This is a genomic window from Leptospira yanagawae serovar Saopaulo str. Sao Paulo = ATCC 700523 (assembly GCF_000332475.2).
GTDB classification, from domain to species: Bacteria; Spirochaetota; Leptospiria; order Leptospirales; family Leptospiraceae; genus Leptospira_A; species Leptospira_A yanagawae.
The window spans coordinates 406,145-422,024 of sequence record NZ_AOGX02000015.1 but is presented as its reverse complement, the minus strand read 5'-3'; the positions used below and the strand labels follow the sequence as shown (position 1 = coordinate 422,024).

The window sequence follows — 15,880 nt, the reverse complement described above, 5'->3', positions numbered from 1 at the left end:
TTATCCTTTTAGATCAATCAGTAGACCCCTTATTTCATCTAATTGTTTCAAAATAACAAAGGCACTGTTATTGGGAGAAAACATTGTTTTTGCCAATAAATCCAATTTTTCATCAACTACCTTTACATACCGTACATCTTTCTGGTCGTTACGGCCACGTTGTGGCGCCTGCATCACCTTATAATTTTTTTTCAAAATCAATTCAGCGATTTGTTTGATGTGTTTTTTGTAAGACTCAAGGTTTTTATGGTTTGGGTCTTTGATAAGATCTTTTTCTAAATCGGGTAAATCTTTCCAAAGTTCATTCAGTTCTCTTGTTTCTTCTTTTCCTGCTGGAACAATGGATTCTAAAATTTCCAAAAAACTTTGTTTGGATTCATCAATGGGAGCTGAAGGCGAAGAGAGTTTGTCTTTAGAACCTTTTTTTGTCTGAGTGGATACAGGCTTAGGGTTGTTGTTTTGGATGATCATAAACCCGCCTAATGACGAGTGGGGTTAATCGTACACTTTCCATGGAACACTACACCTTCCTCAACGATGAGCCTTGGAGTGACAATGTCTCCTTCGAGGCGGCAACTGGAAAGTAGTGTCACACGTTCTGTTGCATAAATGTTGCCACGAATTTCTCCGCCGGCAACCACCACACGTGCTTTGATATCTGTATCGACGATTCCTGATTTTCCGATAAGGACCTTTCCTGTGGTTTCTAAGACTCCACGGAATTTTCCATCGATTCGTATGAGGCCAGGGAACTTAAATTCACCAGTGAACTCAGCCCCTTCTCCAATGATGCTATTAACTAAAAATTCTTCTTCTGTAGATGGGTTCGACATTATTCTTGGATTTGGTTGAGAAACGAAAACGGATTCAACGCCTGAGTACCAACATGTACTTCATAATGGAGGTGGTAAATCGGATTTTCAGGAGATTTTCCAACATAACCAAGAATGTCACCCTTGGAGAGTTTTTCGTTTTTCTTCACACGGATACGATCCAAATTAGAATAAATCGTTTTCCATCCAAATCTGTGGGAAATTTTTACATAATAACCAGTGGCAGGTGAATACCCTGTATCAAACACCAAACCAGGTGCCGTTGCGATCACTTCTGCACCAGGAAAGGATCCAATATCTAAACCACGATTGATTTCTTCTTTTCCAGTAATGGGAGAGATGTACTTACCAAAAGGAAATAAGACATACCCCCTTGTCGGCCAAATCGATGGTGTGTTTTTAATAATGCTCTTTCTTTTTTTAATGAGTTTGATGATCTCTTCAGATAGTTCAGATGATAACTTTAGATTGTGAATGTCTTCTTTGATGCGAAATGATTCATCTGTGATGTCGGTTTGCGGTGTGCCTTGCAGTGCAAGGAACTGACCTGCTTGTCCACCCATCCCTTTGGAAACACGAGATGGATCTCCACCTAATTTGATATAAAGATTCGAAATTCTTTCGTAGTAGTATTGGATTGTTTCATGAAGAGAGTTCACCTCTTCTTTCATTTTCGAGGATTGTCTGATAAAGTCTTTGTTTGTAAGATTGAGTTCTGTGAGTTGGTGGATGGATCCACTATGCGATAATACGTTTACAGCACTAATGACAAGTAAGACTACCATGATTCCAATAAAGATGGAAATGGCTTTGTAAGAGATAACGAAGTTAATGGTTTTGCGGTCCGTGTGAGGAATGACCATGATCGTCAACTTTTCACGACCTTTTTTGTCCAAATCCTCATAACGTTGGGATAACTTAAGCTTCCATTCCTGGACTTTATACCGAAGTCGGTAAAAAATTAAATGTAATCTTTGTTTTACTTCCACGTTCGTTATAGACCTACGATGATTTAAACAAAAGTTAATCTACCCACTATATCTTTCGATTGAATTTTCATTTTCATCCAGTGGAAATTACAAATCTTGCTATTTATGGGATATTCGACCATAGACACACATTGCCACTTAGACATAATTCGAGAACAAGGACAAAGCATCGAAGAAACCCTGGAGAAATCCCGAAAGGTTGGAGTAGACCGACTGGTTCAAATTGGCATTGATTTGCCAAGTTCAATCGAAGCAGTTCGTATTTCTGAAACACATTCAACCAATGAGTTACAAATTTCGTATTCGATTGGTTGTCATCCAACAGAAACACATGAATTTCCGAACGCAGACCAAATTTTAGATTTAGCCAAATCCCGAATCTATGATCCACATTTTGCGGCAATCGGTGAAATCGGTGTCGATTTGTACCATGATGCAAGCACTCGTTTCCAACAAAACGATGTATTGCGAAAGTTTTTACAATTCTCATCAGAATACAAACTTCCAGTTGTCATCCATTCTCGCGATGCATTCTCCGATACTTATGAAGCATTGAAAGAATTTAAAACAAAAGCGTTTGGTGTGATCCATTGTTTTACATATGATTACGAAGCAGCTAAACAATTTGTCGATCTTGGGTATTATATTTCTTTTTCGGGCATTGTGACGTTTAAATCTGCTACCGATATTCAAGAAGCAGCTAAAAAAATTCCACTCGAATCAATGTTAATCGAAACAGATGCACCATTTTTATCACCAATGCCCCATAGAGGGAAAAGAAATGATTCTTCACATTTGCCTTATGTATTAGAAAAAATGTTTAGCCTACGCACCGAACCAAATGCAGAAGTAGCAGATCGTATCTATCAGAATTCAATAAAATTTACAGAAAGAAAGGCCTATCACCATGCTTGATATCAATCGAATCGTTCAAAACCCAGAAGAGTTACTTTCCACCTTACAAAAACGAGGAGTGGTTTCTTCTGATATAGAAGCAAAAATCAAATCCGTATCTGAAAAACAAAGAAAACTAAAATTAGAAGTGGAAGAACTTCGTGCAGAGCGCAACCGCGTTTCCAAAGAAATTGGAATTCAGAAGTCACAAGGAAAAGACATCACTGAAATTTCCAATTCGATGAAAGGTGTGGGAGATCGAATCAAAGCGATCGAAGAAGAACTGACAAAAGAAGAAGAATCCTTACATGAACTGAATTTGGGTTTCCCAAATTTACTAGATCCATCCGTTCCAGAAGGAAAATCAGAAGAAGACAATGTACTCATTCGTCAGTGGGGTGAAATTCCAAAACTTAGTTTTGAAGCAAAAACCCATTTTGATATCGGAGAAAGATTAGGCATTTTTGATTTTGAAAGGGGAGTGAAACTTTCAGGTGCTCGCTTTTACACCTATCGCGGTTTAGGTGCAAAATTGGAACGAGCATTGATGAATCTAATGCTCGATACCCATACATCAGAAAATGGATATGAAGAAATGTGGGTTCCAGTGCTTGTAAATGATGAGTCGATGACGGCAACCGGACAACTTCCTAAATTTGCAGAAGATTTTTATCGTTTGGAAAAAGATGGTCTGAACCTCATTCCAACTGCTGAAGTCCCTCTTACCAATTATTACCGGGATGAAATCATCCAAGAGAAAGAATTACCGATTTCTGTATGTGCTCACACTTCCTGTTTCAGGCGAGAAGCTGGATCGTATGGCCGTGATACAAGAGGTCTCGTACGGGTTCACCAGTTTCAAAAAGTGGAACTCGTTAAATTTGTAGAACCGGAAAAATCGAACGAAGAACATGAAAAGATGTTAAAGGATGCAGAATCCATTTTGCAAAAATTAAAACTCCCTTACCGAGTGATGTTACTTTGTAGTAAAGATATGTCGAGTGCGTCTTCTAAAACCTATGATATCGAAGTTTGGATGCCAGGACTTGGTCGATTTATGGAAATTTCTTCGGTTTCTAACTTCAAAGACTATCAAGCAAGACGTGGAAAAATTCGATACAAGTCAAAGGAAGGAAAAAACCTGCTCGTCCATACTTTGAATGGTTCTGGTCTTGCGATCGGTCGAACACTGGCAGCAGTGATTGAAAATTACCAATCAGAAGATGGAACCTTCCAAATTCCGGATGTATTAAAACAATACATTCGTTGAGAATTTTTGGGCAGATGACCGAGGTGTCAAATGCCCACACGTTTCTTCTCAAAAGTCAAAACTAAGGTGTTTCAGTTTAAGATTATTTCTATTGCCTATCATTATTTCAATTTGGGCAAGCAACGAAATTCGTACCAATTGCGAGATTTGGTTGTTAAGCGAAAATCGCATATGCACCGATTGTTTTTTGAAAATTCAATTTCGTATACGATCGCAGTATTCATTGCTAAGAGTAATTCGCTTTTTTCGCAAATTTTGACTGTTATGCGTAATTCATTTACATCACGTATTTTGCATAATTTTCGAAATTCAAATAACATCACAAAACATGATGTTAATCGTAATTCACTTATTTCGGAAAAAATCCATGATAAACGTAATTCGCTTAAAGGCGAAATATTTGATTATCATTCCATTGTACGGAATAAAAAATTTTCTTTTTTATCTCTCTTTCATTTTCTATTCATTTTCTTATCCGTCAGTCTCTCCATTTCGAGCCAATCAGCAGATCGAGAACCAACTTTAATCGTGGCACCAATCCAGGGACCGATCAATTCCGAGTTCCAAGAATTTGGTCCTACAATGACACCTGATGCAAAAACATTATATTTTTACTCAAAACGATCCACTCGAGGTTATACGGAAATTTTCAAATCAGATCGGAAAAAGGATGGAAGTTGGGATTTTCCAGAAGAAGTCAGCGTTATAAATTCACCATTCGATGACCAAAGTCCTTTTATCTCACGTGATGGTAAAACCCTGCTCCTATCTTCCAATCGAGATGGATCCGTTGAGGTGGTTTTACCGGATGGAAAAGTGGGAATTTCAAGAGATCTTTATGTTTCCAATTGGAATGGTAAGGAATGGTCAACTCCTATCGCTTTGCCACCGGTAATCAACACAGAAGAGATTGAAGAAAATCCTCATTTGTTAGGTGATACACTGCTGTTTACACGTTATCCTTTTGGGAAACCAAACTTGGCAAAAGTTTACTACAGCCAGTTTAAAAACTCGGAGTGGACAAAACCTAAATTACTTCCTAGCCCCATTAATGATGGTAATGCGACTATTGCGGCAGCCTTCAATGATGATGGTAAAATCCTATTTTTTGCTTCCAATCGCCCTGGCGGGTATGGTGGATTCGATTTGTATATGGCAAAGATTGAAGGAGAGAATTTTACTGATGTAGAGAATTTAGGAGAACCCATCAATTCTGCGGAAGATGAAGCATACATTGTTTTCCAACAGGTGAAAAAAACATTTCTTTTTTGTAGGAGGGTAGAAGGAAAATCATTTGATATCTTCACCGCTTCCGTTCCAAAACAAGAAAATATCGTGCAGAAAAAATTAGAAGAAACTAAGAAAATTTCCTTAGATTCTGTATATTTTGAAAGAGCCTCTTCCATTTTGAAACCAGAGTCTTCCGTTCCTCTCGATGCAATCGTAGATTATTTACATGAAAATGCGGATAAAAAAATGAAAATCATTGGTCACACGGACTTAACGGGAACGTTTGATGATAATATGGTTTTATCAAAAGAAAGAGCTGAATCCGTAAAACAATATTTAGTCTCTAAAGGAGTTGATCCCAATCGTTTGGTGACAGAAGGCAAAGGACCAACACAACCGGTTGTACAAGGAACCGACGAAGTCTCTTCTAAAAAAAATCGAAGAACGGAATTTGTTCTGCTCAATCCTTAATTTTTCCTTGCCGTTTCCATTTCGAAAAAGAAGGTTAATGGGATGTTCCTTATTTTCCGTCCTTTCGTTTGGAAAACAGTTTTCCTGATTGCGTTTGTCCCAACATTTCTTTTGGGGCAAACAAGTCCTACGTTAGAGAAAATAAAAAAAACCAAAACTCTTACTGTTTCAGTAAATGAATTTTATCCGGGACTAGACGTCGAACTTGCGAACGAATATGCAAAATTTTTGGATGTTGATTTAAAAATCATTCCATTACGAACCTTTGACCAACATGCACGTATGTTAGAAAAAGGAGACACTCAAGTTGCAATGGCAGGAATTTCATCTTCGATCAATCGGTTCCGAGATGTTTATTTCACAGATCCCTATCTCATTTCCACACCGGCTGCCCTCGTAAACAGAACCGCACTCCCTCCTGAGCCTGAGGGACAGATTGTCACTGTACAGTTATTTCGTAATTTGAATGACCTAACAAATATTACAGGTATTTCTTATTCCGTTCTTGCAAATAGTTCGAACCATCAATTTTTACGTGATACCTTTCCTAAAGCACAAGTCTTTTCTTATTTTACAAATGAAGCCGCATTAAGCGAACTAAAGAAAAACAATGTGAATGCTTTCGTTGCTGATTCGTTTTATATCCAGGCTTTATTACAAAAAGATTCCTCACTTAGAGCAAACTATTTACCTATATTAGGCGTTGTCCAAGAAGATCATATTAGTATGGCAGTGGGCAAAAGGGATATTGAGTTCCTGTATCACTTAAATTTTTTCATCAAAGAGCTAAAGCGAACTGGAAAAATCCAACAGTTAATTAACAAATATTTCAAATCCAATAAATGGGTCAAAAAAGAATAAATACAAAATGTTAACTCGTTTTATTACCGTTTGCTTATTTTTAATGATGCCGTTTGGATTTTTGTATTCACAAGAAGAAGAATCACAAAGAACCATAATGAATTTTAATGGATCCTTTCGTGTTCGAGCTACCAATGTAGGCAGAGATGTATTATTAGAACGTAAAACTCCAGTCACTCCAATTACCAATTTAGAAAAAGAAAATGCCGAAAGATTAGAATCAGAACAACAAACAATACAATCTGATTTAGAAAGAAGGCAACAAGGATTACCAAGTCAAATCACTCGTCGCAAAGAAGATGTAAGTTATTATGATTCAAGATTTCTTTATAATATGAGTTTTTCTGCAAACAAATATGTAGAAGGAATCTGGGGAATGCAAGTAGGTGATATCCCTTTTGGTGGTAGAGGTCTGAGAGCAACGGGTCCTGATGGATTTGATCCTGGTCTCGTAGGTCCTGGGTCAGGTGGTGAAAGAGGGAGAACCGCTGCTGTTAATGTCCAAACTAACTTTTTATATTTAAATTTTCGAATCCCCGAATCTGGATTATTTATCAAAGTTGGACAACAATTATTTAGTTCGGCACAGGGACGTGTTTTATTTTCCACTGGAACAGGCGTTAGTATTTTAAAAAATTTTCAATTTTTGCGTTTGTCTTTGGAAGGTGGAGTATTGCGTGCACGTGACCAAAGTTTTTTGGATGTCGATAAAAACGGATTTGCTGATAAAAATTATCAAAGTTCAAACATTTATTATAACCGATTGAAGTTTGAATACTTTCGCAACATTCGTAACGAAGTGTATGCATATTTTTTAGATGATAATGATAAAACCGATAATGAAACCGCAAGGCTTGCTTGGTATGGACTCCATAATGAATTCAATTTTCAAAAATTTTCCTTCATTGTTCATGGAATTTTGAATACTGGCATTGTAAAAAAATTGAATGCAGTTAACGATGCGAATGATGTCACGATTTATAATACAACAAGACGCCATTCTATCAAAGGAGGTATGTATGATTTTCAATTTACCTACCGATGGAATGAATCTTTAAACTTTAACTTAATTGCTTTAGGAACAACTGGCCGACCAGGTTATGATGAAAATGGACAAGAAGCGAATTTAAAAGGAAATGGTTACCGAACTCTTGCTCCTAGATTTTCAATTTCAAATATAGCAACGGACTTTACAGGTGGTTATGCATTGTTTAATGGATCAAGTTTTTCAGGTTTGAATGAATATGGACTTTATTCCAATATCATAGCCTTTGGTCCGTATCAGTTTACACTCGGTTATTACCAACTATGGGCTACAAAATCGCCTGAGATTCGAATCAATCGAGAATTTAGTGAAAGAAATGGTTATCGAACTTCCACTTATATGGGTATGGAATATAATTTTAATATTCGTTATAACGTAACTTCAGATTTTCAAATCATCTTTCGATCAGGATATTTTGTCGCAGGTGATGCACTCTTTGTTTTGTTAGATTCAAAGTATGGAAGGGTGTTACGAGAGGCATTTATCGTGTTTGAACATCGATTCTAAAATTTAGTTTTTTTCATTTTTGGATGATTTGTAATAGCTCTCAATGAGATGGATTTCTTTTTAAAATAACGGAGAAAATGATGTTAACTGTAATAAATCAGATTTCCATCAATGCACCTATCCAAAAGGTATGGGATATACTAACGAATCCAAAGTTTATCAAAGAATGGGACGATATTCCTGAAAATTATACAGGCGGACTACTGACATTAAATTCAGTTATCGAATGGGAAGGACATGCCAAGATGGTGGTGACTGAATTTGAAGAAATGAAAATATTAAAACTAAATTTATATTTACCTAAAGTAAACTTAGTTCCTTCCCAATATGATGTTAGTTATCGATATTCTTTAAAATCAAATGGAGAAATCGTTTTAGATTTTGAAATCGGTGATTTTTCTCCTCTACCAAACTCTCAGGATTACTATGAGAGTTCCATCGAATGGTTGAAAATGGCAAAATTAAAAATTAAAGAGTTAGCAGAAAGTAAATAAAACTTTCGCATTATTTCGTTTAAAGAGTCAGTCTTGATTTAATTGCTTTGCCTAAGGTATACTGGTCTGAATATTCCAAGGTTCCACCAATTGTGATGCCATGCGCAATCCTTGTGATTTTGATATCCATTGGTTTGATCACGGTTGATAGATAAGAAGCTGTTGCATCTCCTTCAAGCGTTGGATTTGTAGCAATCAATACTTCGTTAATTTGACCAGAGTCCAATCGGTTCATTAATTGTTTGATACGCAATTGTTCTGGACCAATCCCATCTAAGGGAGAGATGGCACCATTGAGGACATGGTATTTGCCAGAATATTCCTTTGTATTTTCTATAAAAAAAATGTCTTCAGGTTGTTCTACTACACAAAGAATTCCATTTTCTCGTCTGTCAGATAAACAAATCGAACAGATTGGTTCTTCTGTTAAACCTCCACATTCATCACAAAAACGTAGTTTGGACTTAGCTTCTTCGATGTTGTCTATCCAAGATTGAAAAGAAGTTGGATCCATTCGTAAGATATGAAATCCAATGCGAGTTGCACTTTTTTTTCCAATCCCAGGTAAACTAGAAAATGATTGGATGAGTTTTTGGAATTGAGGATCAGACAGAAGGAAACCCTCCGTCTTTTTGTATTTGGTTGAATACACCTTCGAAATCACTTGGGTTGAAACCCAAAACATTTTTCATTTCATGTGACATTGCTTCCTTTGCTTTGCGTTGCACTTCATTGGAAGCAGATAAAATCAAATCTTCTAACATCTTTTTGTCATCAGCATTGAACATGATTGGATTGATATTTAAATTGGTAAGAGTTCCATCCGCAGACGCAGTGACTTCTACCATACCAGCACCAGCTGAAGCGGTCACACGGATCTGAGAGAGTCTCTTTTGCAATTCTTCTTGTTTTTCTTTGATATTTCCAAGTTGCGAGAAAGCTTCTCGCATTTGTTTCATTTGGTCAAAAATTCCCATACTTACCTTTGGACTTATAAATTTTTGAATTGGTTTGGATCCACTTCCATCCCAGAAAATTTTTCTTTTAAAAGTTTTTCCATTTCCTCCTCTGAAGAGGTGGAAGTGGCACTAGGTTGAGTTTGGATCGGACTTTCTGTTTTTTTTGCAATTGGATCTGATTCTTTAACCACATTTGGATTCGATGTAAGGGGTTGTTTTGAAATCGTTGGTGATTCAATGATCGCTTGTGACACCGTCGATGATGGTTCTTTTTTTGTGTTACTCGCGGATGGTGTTTGAGAAGCTGATTGTTTTTTTATATGTTCCACATTGTCAGGCAACACACTAATATCACCTTGGACGAGTTTGGTGAGTTCTGATATTTTTGCTAAAAGTCCAGAGACACTAGGTTTTTCTCTGTCCAAAATCAATTTACGAAATTGAATTTCTAAGTACACTTTCATTTCGTAAGAACTTCGTAGTTTCATTAAATTTAGTTTTTCATGAATAGAAAAAATCCGTTCCGCAAGCAAAACCAAAATCTCACGGTCAAGTTCTCTATAGTTTTGTTTGAGTTTTTGTAAATCTTCCTGAGGGATGTTGATTGATTCGCGGTCTGCTAAATTATCTTTAATCAGTAAGAGTGAATTTAAAAATTCAATGAAATCCCAGATAAATTTTCCTAAATCTATCCCTGCTTGGAATAAATTTTCTAAGGTTTCAAATATTTGTGCACTTTGAGAAGAATCAATCAATTGGTTTAGAAAATCAGTGAATGTATCAATTCCATGATACCCAATCATTTTACGTAACTTAACGCCGGTTAAGTTACCATCAGTAAATATGACTGCTTGTTCCATAAAAGAGAGAGTATCTCGAACAGAACCATCTCCTTTTTTTGCAATCCAAAACAATCCTTCGGTATCATATTTTAATCCTTCTTTTGTACAAAGGGTTTCAATATAGTTTTGCAGCACAGTAACAGGTACTTTTCGAAAATGGAAATCTTGACAGCGGGATAAAATAGTTTCAGGAATTTTATGGTATTCGGTGGTTGCTAAGATAAAAACAACATGGGCTGGTGGTTCTTCCAAAGTTTTGAGTAGGGCATTGAAAGCTGCACCACTGAGCATATGTACCTCGTCCAAGATATAAACTCGGTACTTACCTCCCATTGCATTGAATTTTACATTTTCTCGTAGTTCACGGATATTATCAACTCCACTGTTGGAAGCTGCATCAATCTCAAAAACATCATTGGAATTTCCCTTTGTGATTTCCAAACAAGATGTACATTCGTTGCAGGGTTCAACACCATCAGGATTCTCGCAATTAAGCCTTTTGGCTAGGATCCTTGCAATGGTAGTTTTTCCAACTCCACGTGGCCCAATGAAGATATAAGCATGGCCAATTTTTTTGGATTTAAATGCGTTTTGTAAAGAACCAACAGCTAGGTCTTGGTAAATCACATCTCGAAAGAATTGTGGTCGGTATTTTCGAAAGAGTACTTGGTGGTTTTCGCTCATGTGATTCTACATTCAACTTTCAGGAGGATTCGAATTTTAGATTTCCCTTTGAGTATGAAAATTCATGGCATAGAAGCAATGAAATAATTTCCAAGGGTGTGGGTTTTAATCGGAATGAAGCTAGAAAAAGTGGCGGAGAGACCGGGATTCGAACCCGGGGTGCTTTTGGCACACATGCTTTCCAAGCATGCACAATAGACCACTCTGACATCTCTCCAGTGATTTCTACTGCCTTCCATAAAAAGAAACGGTCTTTAGAATTCTACCTTTTCTCTTTGAAAAAACTCAGAAATTCAAATTTTATGTGCGACTTGGGGATGAGAGTGCATTTCGGAAAATGGTTCATGAGGTAAATGGATTCTGTGGTGTAAGATGAAATGCCCTCACCGGGCTTTGCCGGCACAAAATAGACTACTTCTGGTATTTTCACTCGTAGGATGGCTCCTGCGCACAGCAAACAAGGTTCCAAAGCAGTAATCAAAATATGTTCCGTGAGATACCTACCTTCAATTTTACCAAGTGCCATTTCAATGGCTAAAAGTTCGCTATGTTTTGTAGGATTTAATGTTTGTTCTACGGAATTAAAAGAAGAAGAAACTAAGTTTCCATCTTGTTTGATAATTTCTGAATACGAGGGTATTTCGTTTTGGTATTTTGAAATTTCTTTTGAATATCGTTCTAAAAACGACTCATAGTGAAACACGCGCGCCCAAGAGGATTTGAACCTCTAACCTTCTGATCCGTAGTCAGATACTCTATCCAGTTGAGCTATGGGCGCAATGAATGCTTGAAGCATTTTTACCCAGTCCGAAAGAACGGGTATCACTATGGTTTTTTGCAAGCGGATGGAGTAAATCAAAAATCCCGCAATTCCTAGATAAAGTAGAATGGAGACCAGGTGGATGGTTGCTGCAAAGTAAAGACCCACAAAAGGGAGTAAAGAAAGCACCTGAGCAAGTAAAATACCCAATAAAAACAAACAAGTATTAACTGCAGAGTACAAAGAAAGCGTTACAAATTCAGGGAATTGGCGTTTCCAAGTGAAAATGGGAACCCAAGAAAAATACAATGGTAATGCCGCAAAAATTTTCGCCGCCTCATCGGTGAGAAGGTAAGCTTTTAGGGTTTGTAATGTTTCTTTGAATTGGGTGATTTTCATGGCGGTAACATCGGAGACGCAGGGATTCGAACCCTGGGTACGATTGCTCGTACGACGGTTTAGCAAACCGCTCCTTTCGGCCACTCAGGCACGTCTCCAGCGACTCGGAGAAGGTAGGATTCGAACCCACGGTGGGATTACCACGACGGTTTTCAAGACCGCTGCTTTAGACCACTCAGCCACTTCTCCAAGAGTACCTATCCGTTATGTTAAATGCGAGTGCAGTGTCAAATGAATATTCAATGAATGGTCCAAGAGAATGGAAAAGTTGCGGATAAAATTAGAAAAGTGGGTAAATGGTGGTTACTGTCTCGCTCACCATGATGGACATGCTGTCTTTGTGGAAGGTGGGATACCGGGAGAGACGGTAGACATAACCCTGTCCAAACAAGGGAAAAAAGAGTGGTTTGGAATTGTAGCAACAGTCATCGAGCCTTCCCCCTTACGAATTCCATCCGATTGTCCCGACTATTTGGAATGTGGAGGATGTAGTTACCGCCATATTTCTTATGAGGAAGAGTTAAAACTCAAAACCTCACTCTTAGAGTTTATGTTTCCGAATGCAAAGGGGAAAATTGAAGTTTCCTTTGGTCCAAGTGAAGGCTATCGGAATAATGTACAATGGCAGGTGGAAGGGAATCAAATTGGTTTTTTTGCAAAAAATTCACACAACATCATTCCAAGTTCTTCTAATCTATGTAAAAACGTCGATAAACGATTGTTAATTGATGAGACAAATGAAATTTGGAAACAGAACCAAATTCGAAGATCCAAATGGAATCAGAAACAAACTCCTCATCCAATTCAAACTCGAATTCATAAAAAAAACCAGAACCATTCCTTGATCCAAAAAAAAGAAAAACCGATCTCATTACGTTTATCGCAAGAAAAAGTTGTTTTTTATGATTTAGAAGAAACGAATTTTCATTTTTTGAATACGAGGTTAAAGGTTCCCTCAAAAGGATTTTTCCAAATCAATCAGTTTTTATTGGACACTTGGATCCAAACCATCAAACGTTTGCTTCCCATTGAAGCGAATGTTTTGGAACTCTTTTGTGGTTGTGGGACGATAGGCATTGCCCTTCGTGATCAAATCAAAACCCTTTATGGCATTGAATCCCATGACAAAAGCATTCAATATGCAAAACAAAATGCAAAGACCAATGGTGCAAATTCGTTTGTGTATGAAGTGATGGATTTGTATTTGAAACCTTTGCCAAAATATTTAAACAAATATTCCACTTGGATTGTAAATCCACCGCGAGCCGGGCTTTCCGAAGGACTCATTGAAAGTGTAACCCATTTGCAACCAAAAACGATTCTTTATTCCAGTTGTAACCCGAACACACTTCGAAGGGATACCACTTCATTGGAAGAGCTTGGATACCAGATAGACAGTTTGCATCTTTTTGATTTTTTTCCGAGAACCAATCACTATGAAGCATTGGTGAGGTTACAAAAATAAACAACCAACTCACTTCCGAAAGGTGAGTTGGTAAAAAGGAGTATAGAAGTTTCCCTTCCTTATTTCCCTTTTGTGGAAATTTTGAAAGGTAAGTAAGCAGGACAAAAACCGATTGCTGAGGTTGCAATCATCACAAGCCCTATCACAAATAATACAATTGCAGTGGTTCCTTCTACAACGCCACCGAGGTACAATCCACCTAACACAAGTCCAACAACAACACGAATGATTCGATCGTATAATCCCATATTTTGAAACATAATCAGTCTCCTGTCCCTATGGGACGAATCAATCTAACAAATTCTATTTATTTTTTTCTAACCACTCTAAGATCAGTTTGGTGACTTCGTCCCGCTTTTCCCAATGGAGAAAATGACCTGCATGGTCAAAACCGATTTTACGAAATCCTCTTGGGAAATCGGTTTCATCGAGAAGGTGTTCGAATAAATTTTTGTGGAAACAACCATCATTCAAACCATAAAGAACTTGGGTTGGAACCGTCACATGGGTATCAAAAATCCCAACGATACTTTCCCTTCCTGTTTCGGTGAACAAATCATTTAAGTTTCGATAATAAGCAAGGGCAGAAGAAAGGATTCCAGGGTTTTGGAAATTGGCTTTGATTTCGGCCAAGTGGTCTTGGTTCGGAGTGAATCCAGGTGACCAATCTTTCCACAAAAAATCAACCAAAGCAAATTGATTGGATCTGATGGTTAACTCCGCAATATAAGGGATTTGGAAGAGAGCAACATACCAGGAGTGAATGGTTTGGAGAGGTGCCCATAAAAAAGAATCTTGGAAAGTTTTGAGAAGAGGTACACCTAAACTTGTGATGGATTTGATACGATTGGGATAATACATCCCAGCGGCATAGGCGATGATTGCTCCCCAATTGTGCCCTACTAAGTGCACGGTATCAAAACGGCGATCTTCCATCCACCCAAGGATATCATTCACCAAATCAACAACATGGAGTTTGTTTGCATGGGAAATTGTAGATGCTTCATAGCCTCGCATAACGGGTGCAATGCACTGGAATCCTTTTTTCCCAATGGTCTCCATAATGGGTGAAAACGTTTTATGGTTATCTGGAAAGCCATGTAAAAATAAAACGGGATCTCCAGATCCAGTTTCCAATGTGGTAAAAACAGTAGAAGAATTTCTAATTTCCGAATGGTGCATTGTTTACCAACTTTTCTTTAGATTCGGCCTTTCGGAAAAATTGTATCACAATCTCTCTAGCATCCAAGTCCTTACTCAAATAACCGTATTGTTTTTCATTTTGATAGTAGAAACCATTTGGCCAAATATGACCCCCACCTGGGATCAAATACCCTTCTACGACTTCATCGTGTGTACAATCCGAATATTTTGTGTATTCGATATCTCGTTTCCAAAATTGGTTTAGATGCCTTTTTTTGCCTTTCGACTCTGTTTTACAGGTATAACTTTTACTCCAATAGTGTAGAGAATCCGCAAAGGACAAAACCTCTCCCGCAGGAATGCGGTTTGCATTGGGAGTCATATCCTTTGGAATCGAAACGGTTCCTCCATGAATGGGGATCACATCATCAGCGGTTCCCATGATAAAACCAATGGATTTTGTGGGTGGATTCGGGCAAATTTCTTGTATTCCCTTGGACGTCACAGCAGCTACCGAATAGCCAGATCGAAACAAATCTTGTGCTTCGCATAACAGACGCTGTGTCATAAATCCTCCATTGGATATCCCAACTGAATGGATACGACTGTAATCAACTGGAATCTGTTTGTCCAAAAACTGCACCATATCCCGAAAGAAAAGAACATCTTTTGTATTCCGTTTATCTGTCAACGAGTGTGGGATATTCCTTCCGTCATTCCACCTGTTTGCGAATCCATCCGGATATACGGCAATAAAACCATATTCTTCTGCTTTCTCAGACATTCGTGATAGATAAATCATGCCTTCCCCACTCCCTCCGCCACCATGTAAAATAAACACAATAGGAAGTCGGGTATTGGGTCTATTTTTTGGAATGTAGTAACGAAATGTTCGAATGATTCCATCCGAAACAATGGATTCCAATGTATGATCCTTCACTGGAACCACGGAGGGTAATGATTTACAAAAAAAAGAAAAGGGAATCGTGAACATAAGTAATTGAGTGAATCGAATTGATTTTCGAAACATCAGA

The 15,880-nt window shown here is 37.8% G+C and carries 17 protein-coding genes and 4 tRNA genes; 7 read left to right on the top strand and 14 right to left on the bottom strand.

Annotated elements, in window-relative coordinates; all coding sequences use genetic code 11:
- The 3 genes from LEP1GSC202_RS05665 to LEP1GSC202_RS05655 are packed head-to-tail and all read right to left on the bottom strand — an operon-like array spanning nt 1 to nt 1,822.
- Nucleotides 1–471: a YaaR family protein gene (locus LEP1GSC202_RS05665; RefSeq protein ID WP_015676377.1), complete on the bottom strand. Its 471-nt coding sequence runs from the start codon at nt 469–471 to the stop codon at nt 1–3.
- 8 nt (nt 472–479) lie between these two features.
- Nucleotides 480–833: a bactofilin family protein gene (locus LEP1GSC202_RS05660; RefSeq protein WP_012390385.1), complete on the bottom strand. Its 354-nt coding sequence runs from the start codon at nt 831–833 to the stop codon at nt 480–482.
- Entirely contained in the window at nt 833–1,822 is a 990-nt protein-coding gene (locus LEP1GSC202_RS05655) for a M23 family metallopeptidase (RefSeq protein WP_015676790.1), read from the bottom strand. The genes LEP1GSC202_RS05660 and LEP1GSC202_RS05655 overlap by 1 nt, the downstream gene beginning before the upstream one ends.
- Before the next feature lie 105 nt (nt 1,823–1,927).
- On the opposite strand from LEP1GSC202_RS05655, the gene LEP1GSC202_RS05650 reads away from it, so the two are divergent.
- The 6 genes from LEP1GSC202_RS05650 to LEP1GSC202_RS05625 all read left to right on the top strand — a co-directional run bounded on the left by LEP1GSC202_RS05650 (nt 1,928) and on the right by LEP1GSC202_RS05625 (nt 8,594).
- The gene (locus LEP1GSC202_RS05650) at nt 1,928–2,737 is read left to right on the top strand and encodes a TatD family hydrolase (protein ID WP_039928247.1); all 810 of its coding nucleotides are present in this window, start codon (nt 1,928–1,930) and stop codon (nt 2,735–2,737) included.
- Nucleotides 2,730–3,986, top strand: coding sequence for a serine--tRNA ligase (serS, locus tag LEP1GSC202_RS05645; RefSeq protein ID WP_015676971.1), 1,257 nt, complete (start codon nt 2,730–2,732; stop codon nt 3,984–3,986). Before LEP1GSC202_RS05650 ends, serS begins: the two co-directional genes overlap by 8 nt.
- 171 nt (nt 3,987–4,157) lie before the next feature.
- On the top strand, nt 4,158–5,687 hold the full coding sequence (locus LEP1GSC202_RS05640; protein ID WP_015677557.1) for an OmpA family protein: 1,530 nt from the start codon (nt 4,158–4,160) through the stop codon (nt 5,685–5,687).
- A gap of 42 nt (nt 5,688–5,729) precedes the next feature.
- On the top strand, nt 5,730–6,548 hold the full coding sequence (locus LEP1GSC202_RS05635) for a substrate-binding periplasmic protein (RefSeq protein ID WP_015677026.1): 819 nt from the start codon (nt 5,730–5,732) through the stop codon (nt 6,546–6,548).
- 7 nt (nt 6,549–6,555) lie between these two features.
- Entirely contained in the window at nt 6,556–8,100 is a 1,545-nt protein-coding gene (locus tag LEP1GSC202_RS05630) for an alginate export family protein (RefSeq protein WP_015676495.1), read from the top strand.
- 80 nt (nt 8,101–8,180) lie between these two features.
- On the top strand, nt 8,181–8,594 hold the full coding sequence (locus LEP1GSC202_RS05625) for an SRPBCC family protein (RefSeq protein ID WP_015677184.1): 414 nt from the start codon (nt 8,181–8,183) through the stop codon (nt 8,592–8,594).
- Nucleotides 8,595–8,613: 19 nt separating this feature from the next.
- Here the strand turns inward: LEP1GSC202_RS05625 and recR are convergent, their stop codons facing one another.
- The 8 genes from recR to LEP1GSC202_RS05580 all read right to left on the bottom strand — a co-directional run bounded on the left by recR (nt 8,614) and on the right by LEP1GSC202_RS05580 (nt 12,427).
- Nucleotides 8,614–9,279 (bottom strand): recombination mediator RecR, encoded by a 666-nt coding sequence (gene recR, locus LEP1GSC202_RS05620; protein ID WP_051125290.1) that lies wholly within the window; start codon nt 9,277–9,279, stop codon nt 8,614–8,616.
- Nucleotides 9,200–9,571: a YbaB/EbfC family nucleoid-associated protein gene (locus LEP1GSC202_RS05615; protein WP_015677086.1), complete on the bottom strand. Its 372-nt coding sequence runs from the start codon at nt 9,569–9,571 to the stop codon at nt 9,200–9,202. The genes recR and LEP1GSC202_RS05615 overlap by 80 nt, the downstream gene beginning before the upstream one ends.
- 14 nt (nt 9,572–9,585) lie before the next feature.
- Nucleotides 9,586–11,079 carry a DNA polymerase III subunit gamma/tau gene (gene dnaX / locus LEP1GSC202_RS05610; protein ID WP_015676503.1) on the bottom strand — a complete coding sequence of 498 codons (1,494 nt, stop codon included), beginning with the start codon at nt 11,077–11,079 and terminating at the stop codon, nt 9,586–9,588.
- A gap of 130 nt (nt 11,080–11,209) precedes the next feature.
- Nucleotides 11,210–11,296: transfer RNA gene (locus LEP1GSC202_RS05605), tRNA-Ser, on the bottom strand.
- Between the two features lie 45 nt (nt 11,297–11,341).
- Nucleotides 11,342–11,782 (bottom strand): nucleoside deaminase, encoded by a 441-nt coding sequence (locus tag LEP1GSC202_RS05600; protein WP_015677235.1) that lies wholly within the window; start codon nt 11,780–11,782, stop codon nt 11,342–11,344.
- A 1-nt stretch (nt 11,783) separates the two neighbouring features.
- Nucleotides 11,784–11,857 (bottom strand) — tRNA-Arg (locus LEP1GSC202_RS05595).
- A 392-nt stretch (nt 11,858–12,249) separates the two neighbouring features.
- A tRNA-Ser gene (locus LEP1GSC202_RS05585) sits at nt 12,250–12,336 on the bottom strand.
- A 7-nt stretch (nt 12,337–12,343) separates the two neighbouring features.
- Nucleotides 12,344–12,427 (bottom strand) — tRNA-Ser (locus LEP1GSC202_RS05580).
- Nucleotides 12,428–12,497: 70 nt separating this feature from the next.
- Here LEP1GSC202_RS05580 and LEP1GSC202_RS05575 point away from each other — a divergent pair.
- Nucleotides 12,498–13,703: a class I SAM-dependent RNA methyltransferase gene (locus tag LEP1GSC202_RS05575; RefSeq protein WP_015676584.1), complete on the top strand. Its 1,206-nt coding sequence runs from the start codon at nt 12,498–12,500 to the stop codon at nt 13,701–13,703.
- Between the two features lie 59 nt (nt 13,704–13,762).
- Here the strand turns inward: LEP1GSC202_RS05575 and LEP1GSC202_RS05570 are convergent, their stop codons facing one another.
- Genes LEP1GSC202_RS05570 through LEP1GSC202_RS05560 form a run of 3 tightly spaced genes read right to left on the bottom strand, consistent with a single transcriptional unit; the run spans nt 13,763 to nt 15,876 of the window.
- Nucleotides 13,763–13,963 (bottom strand): YgaP family membrane protein, encoded by a 201-nt coding sequence (locus tag LEP1GSC202_RS05570; RefSeq protein WP_015677400.1) that lies wholly within the window; start codon nt 13,961–13,963, stop codon nt 13,763–13,765.
- 43 nt (nt 13,964–14,006) lie between these two features.
- Nucleotides 14,007–14,885, bottom strand: coding sequence for an alpha/beta fold hydrolase (locus LEP1GSC202_RS05565; protein WP_015676794.1), 879 nt, complete (start codon nt 14,883–14,885; stop codon nt 14,007–14,009).
- The gene (locus LEP1GSC202_RS05560; RefSeq protein WP_015676861.1) at nt 14,866–15,876 is read right to left on the bottom strand and encodes a CE1 family esterase; all 1,011 of its coding nucleotides are present in this window, start codon (nt 15,874–15,876) and stop codon (nt 14,866–14,868) included. The genes LEP1GSC202_RS05565 and LEP1GSC202_RS05560 overlap by 20 nt, the downstream gene beginning before the upstream one ends.
- Nucleotides 15,877–15,880: the final 4 nt, after the last annotated feature.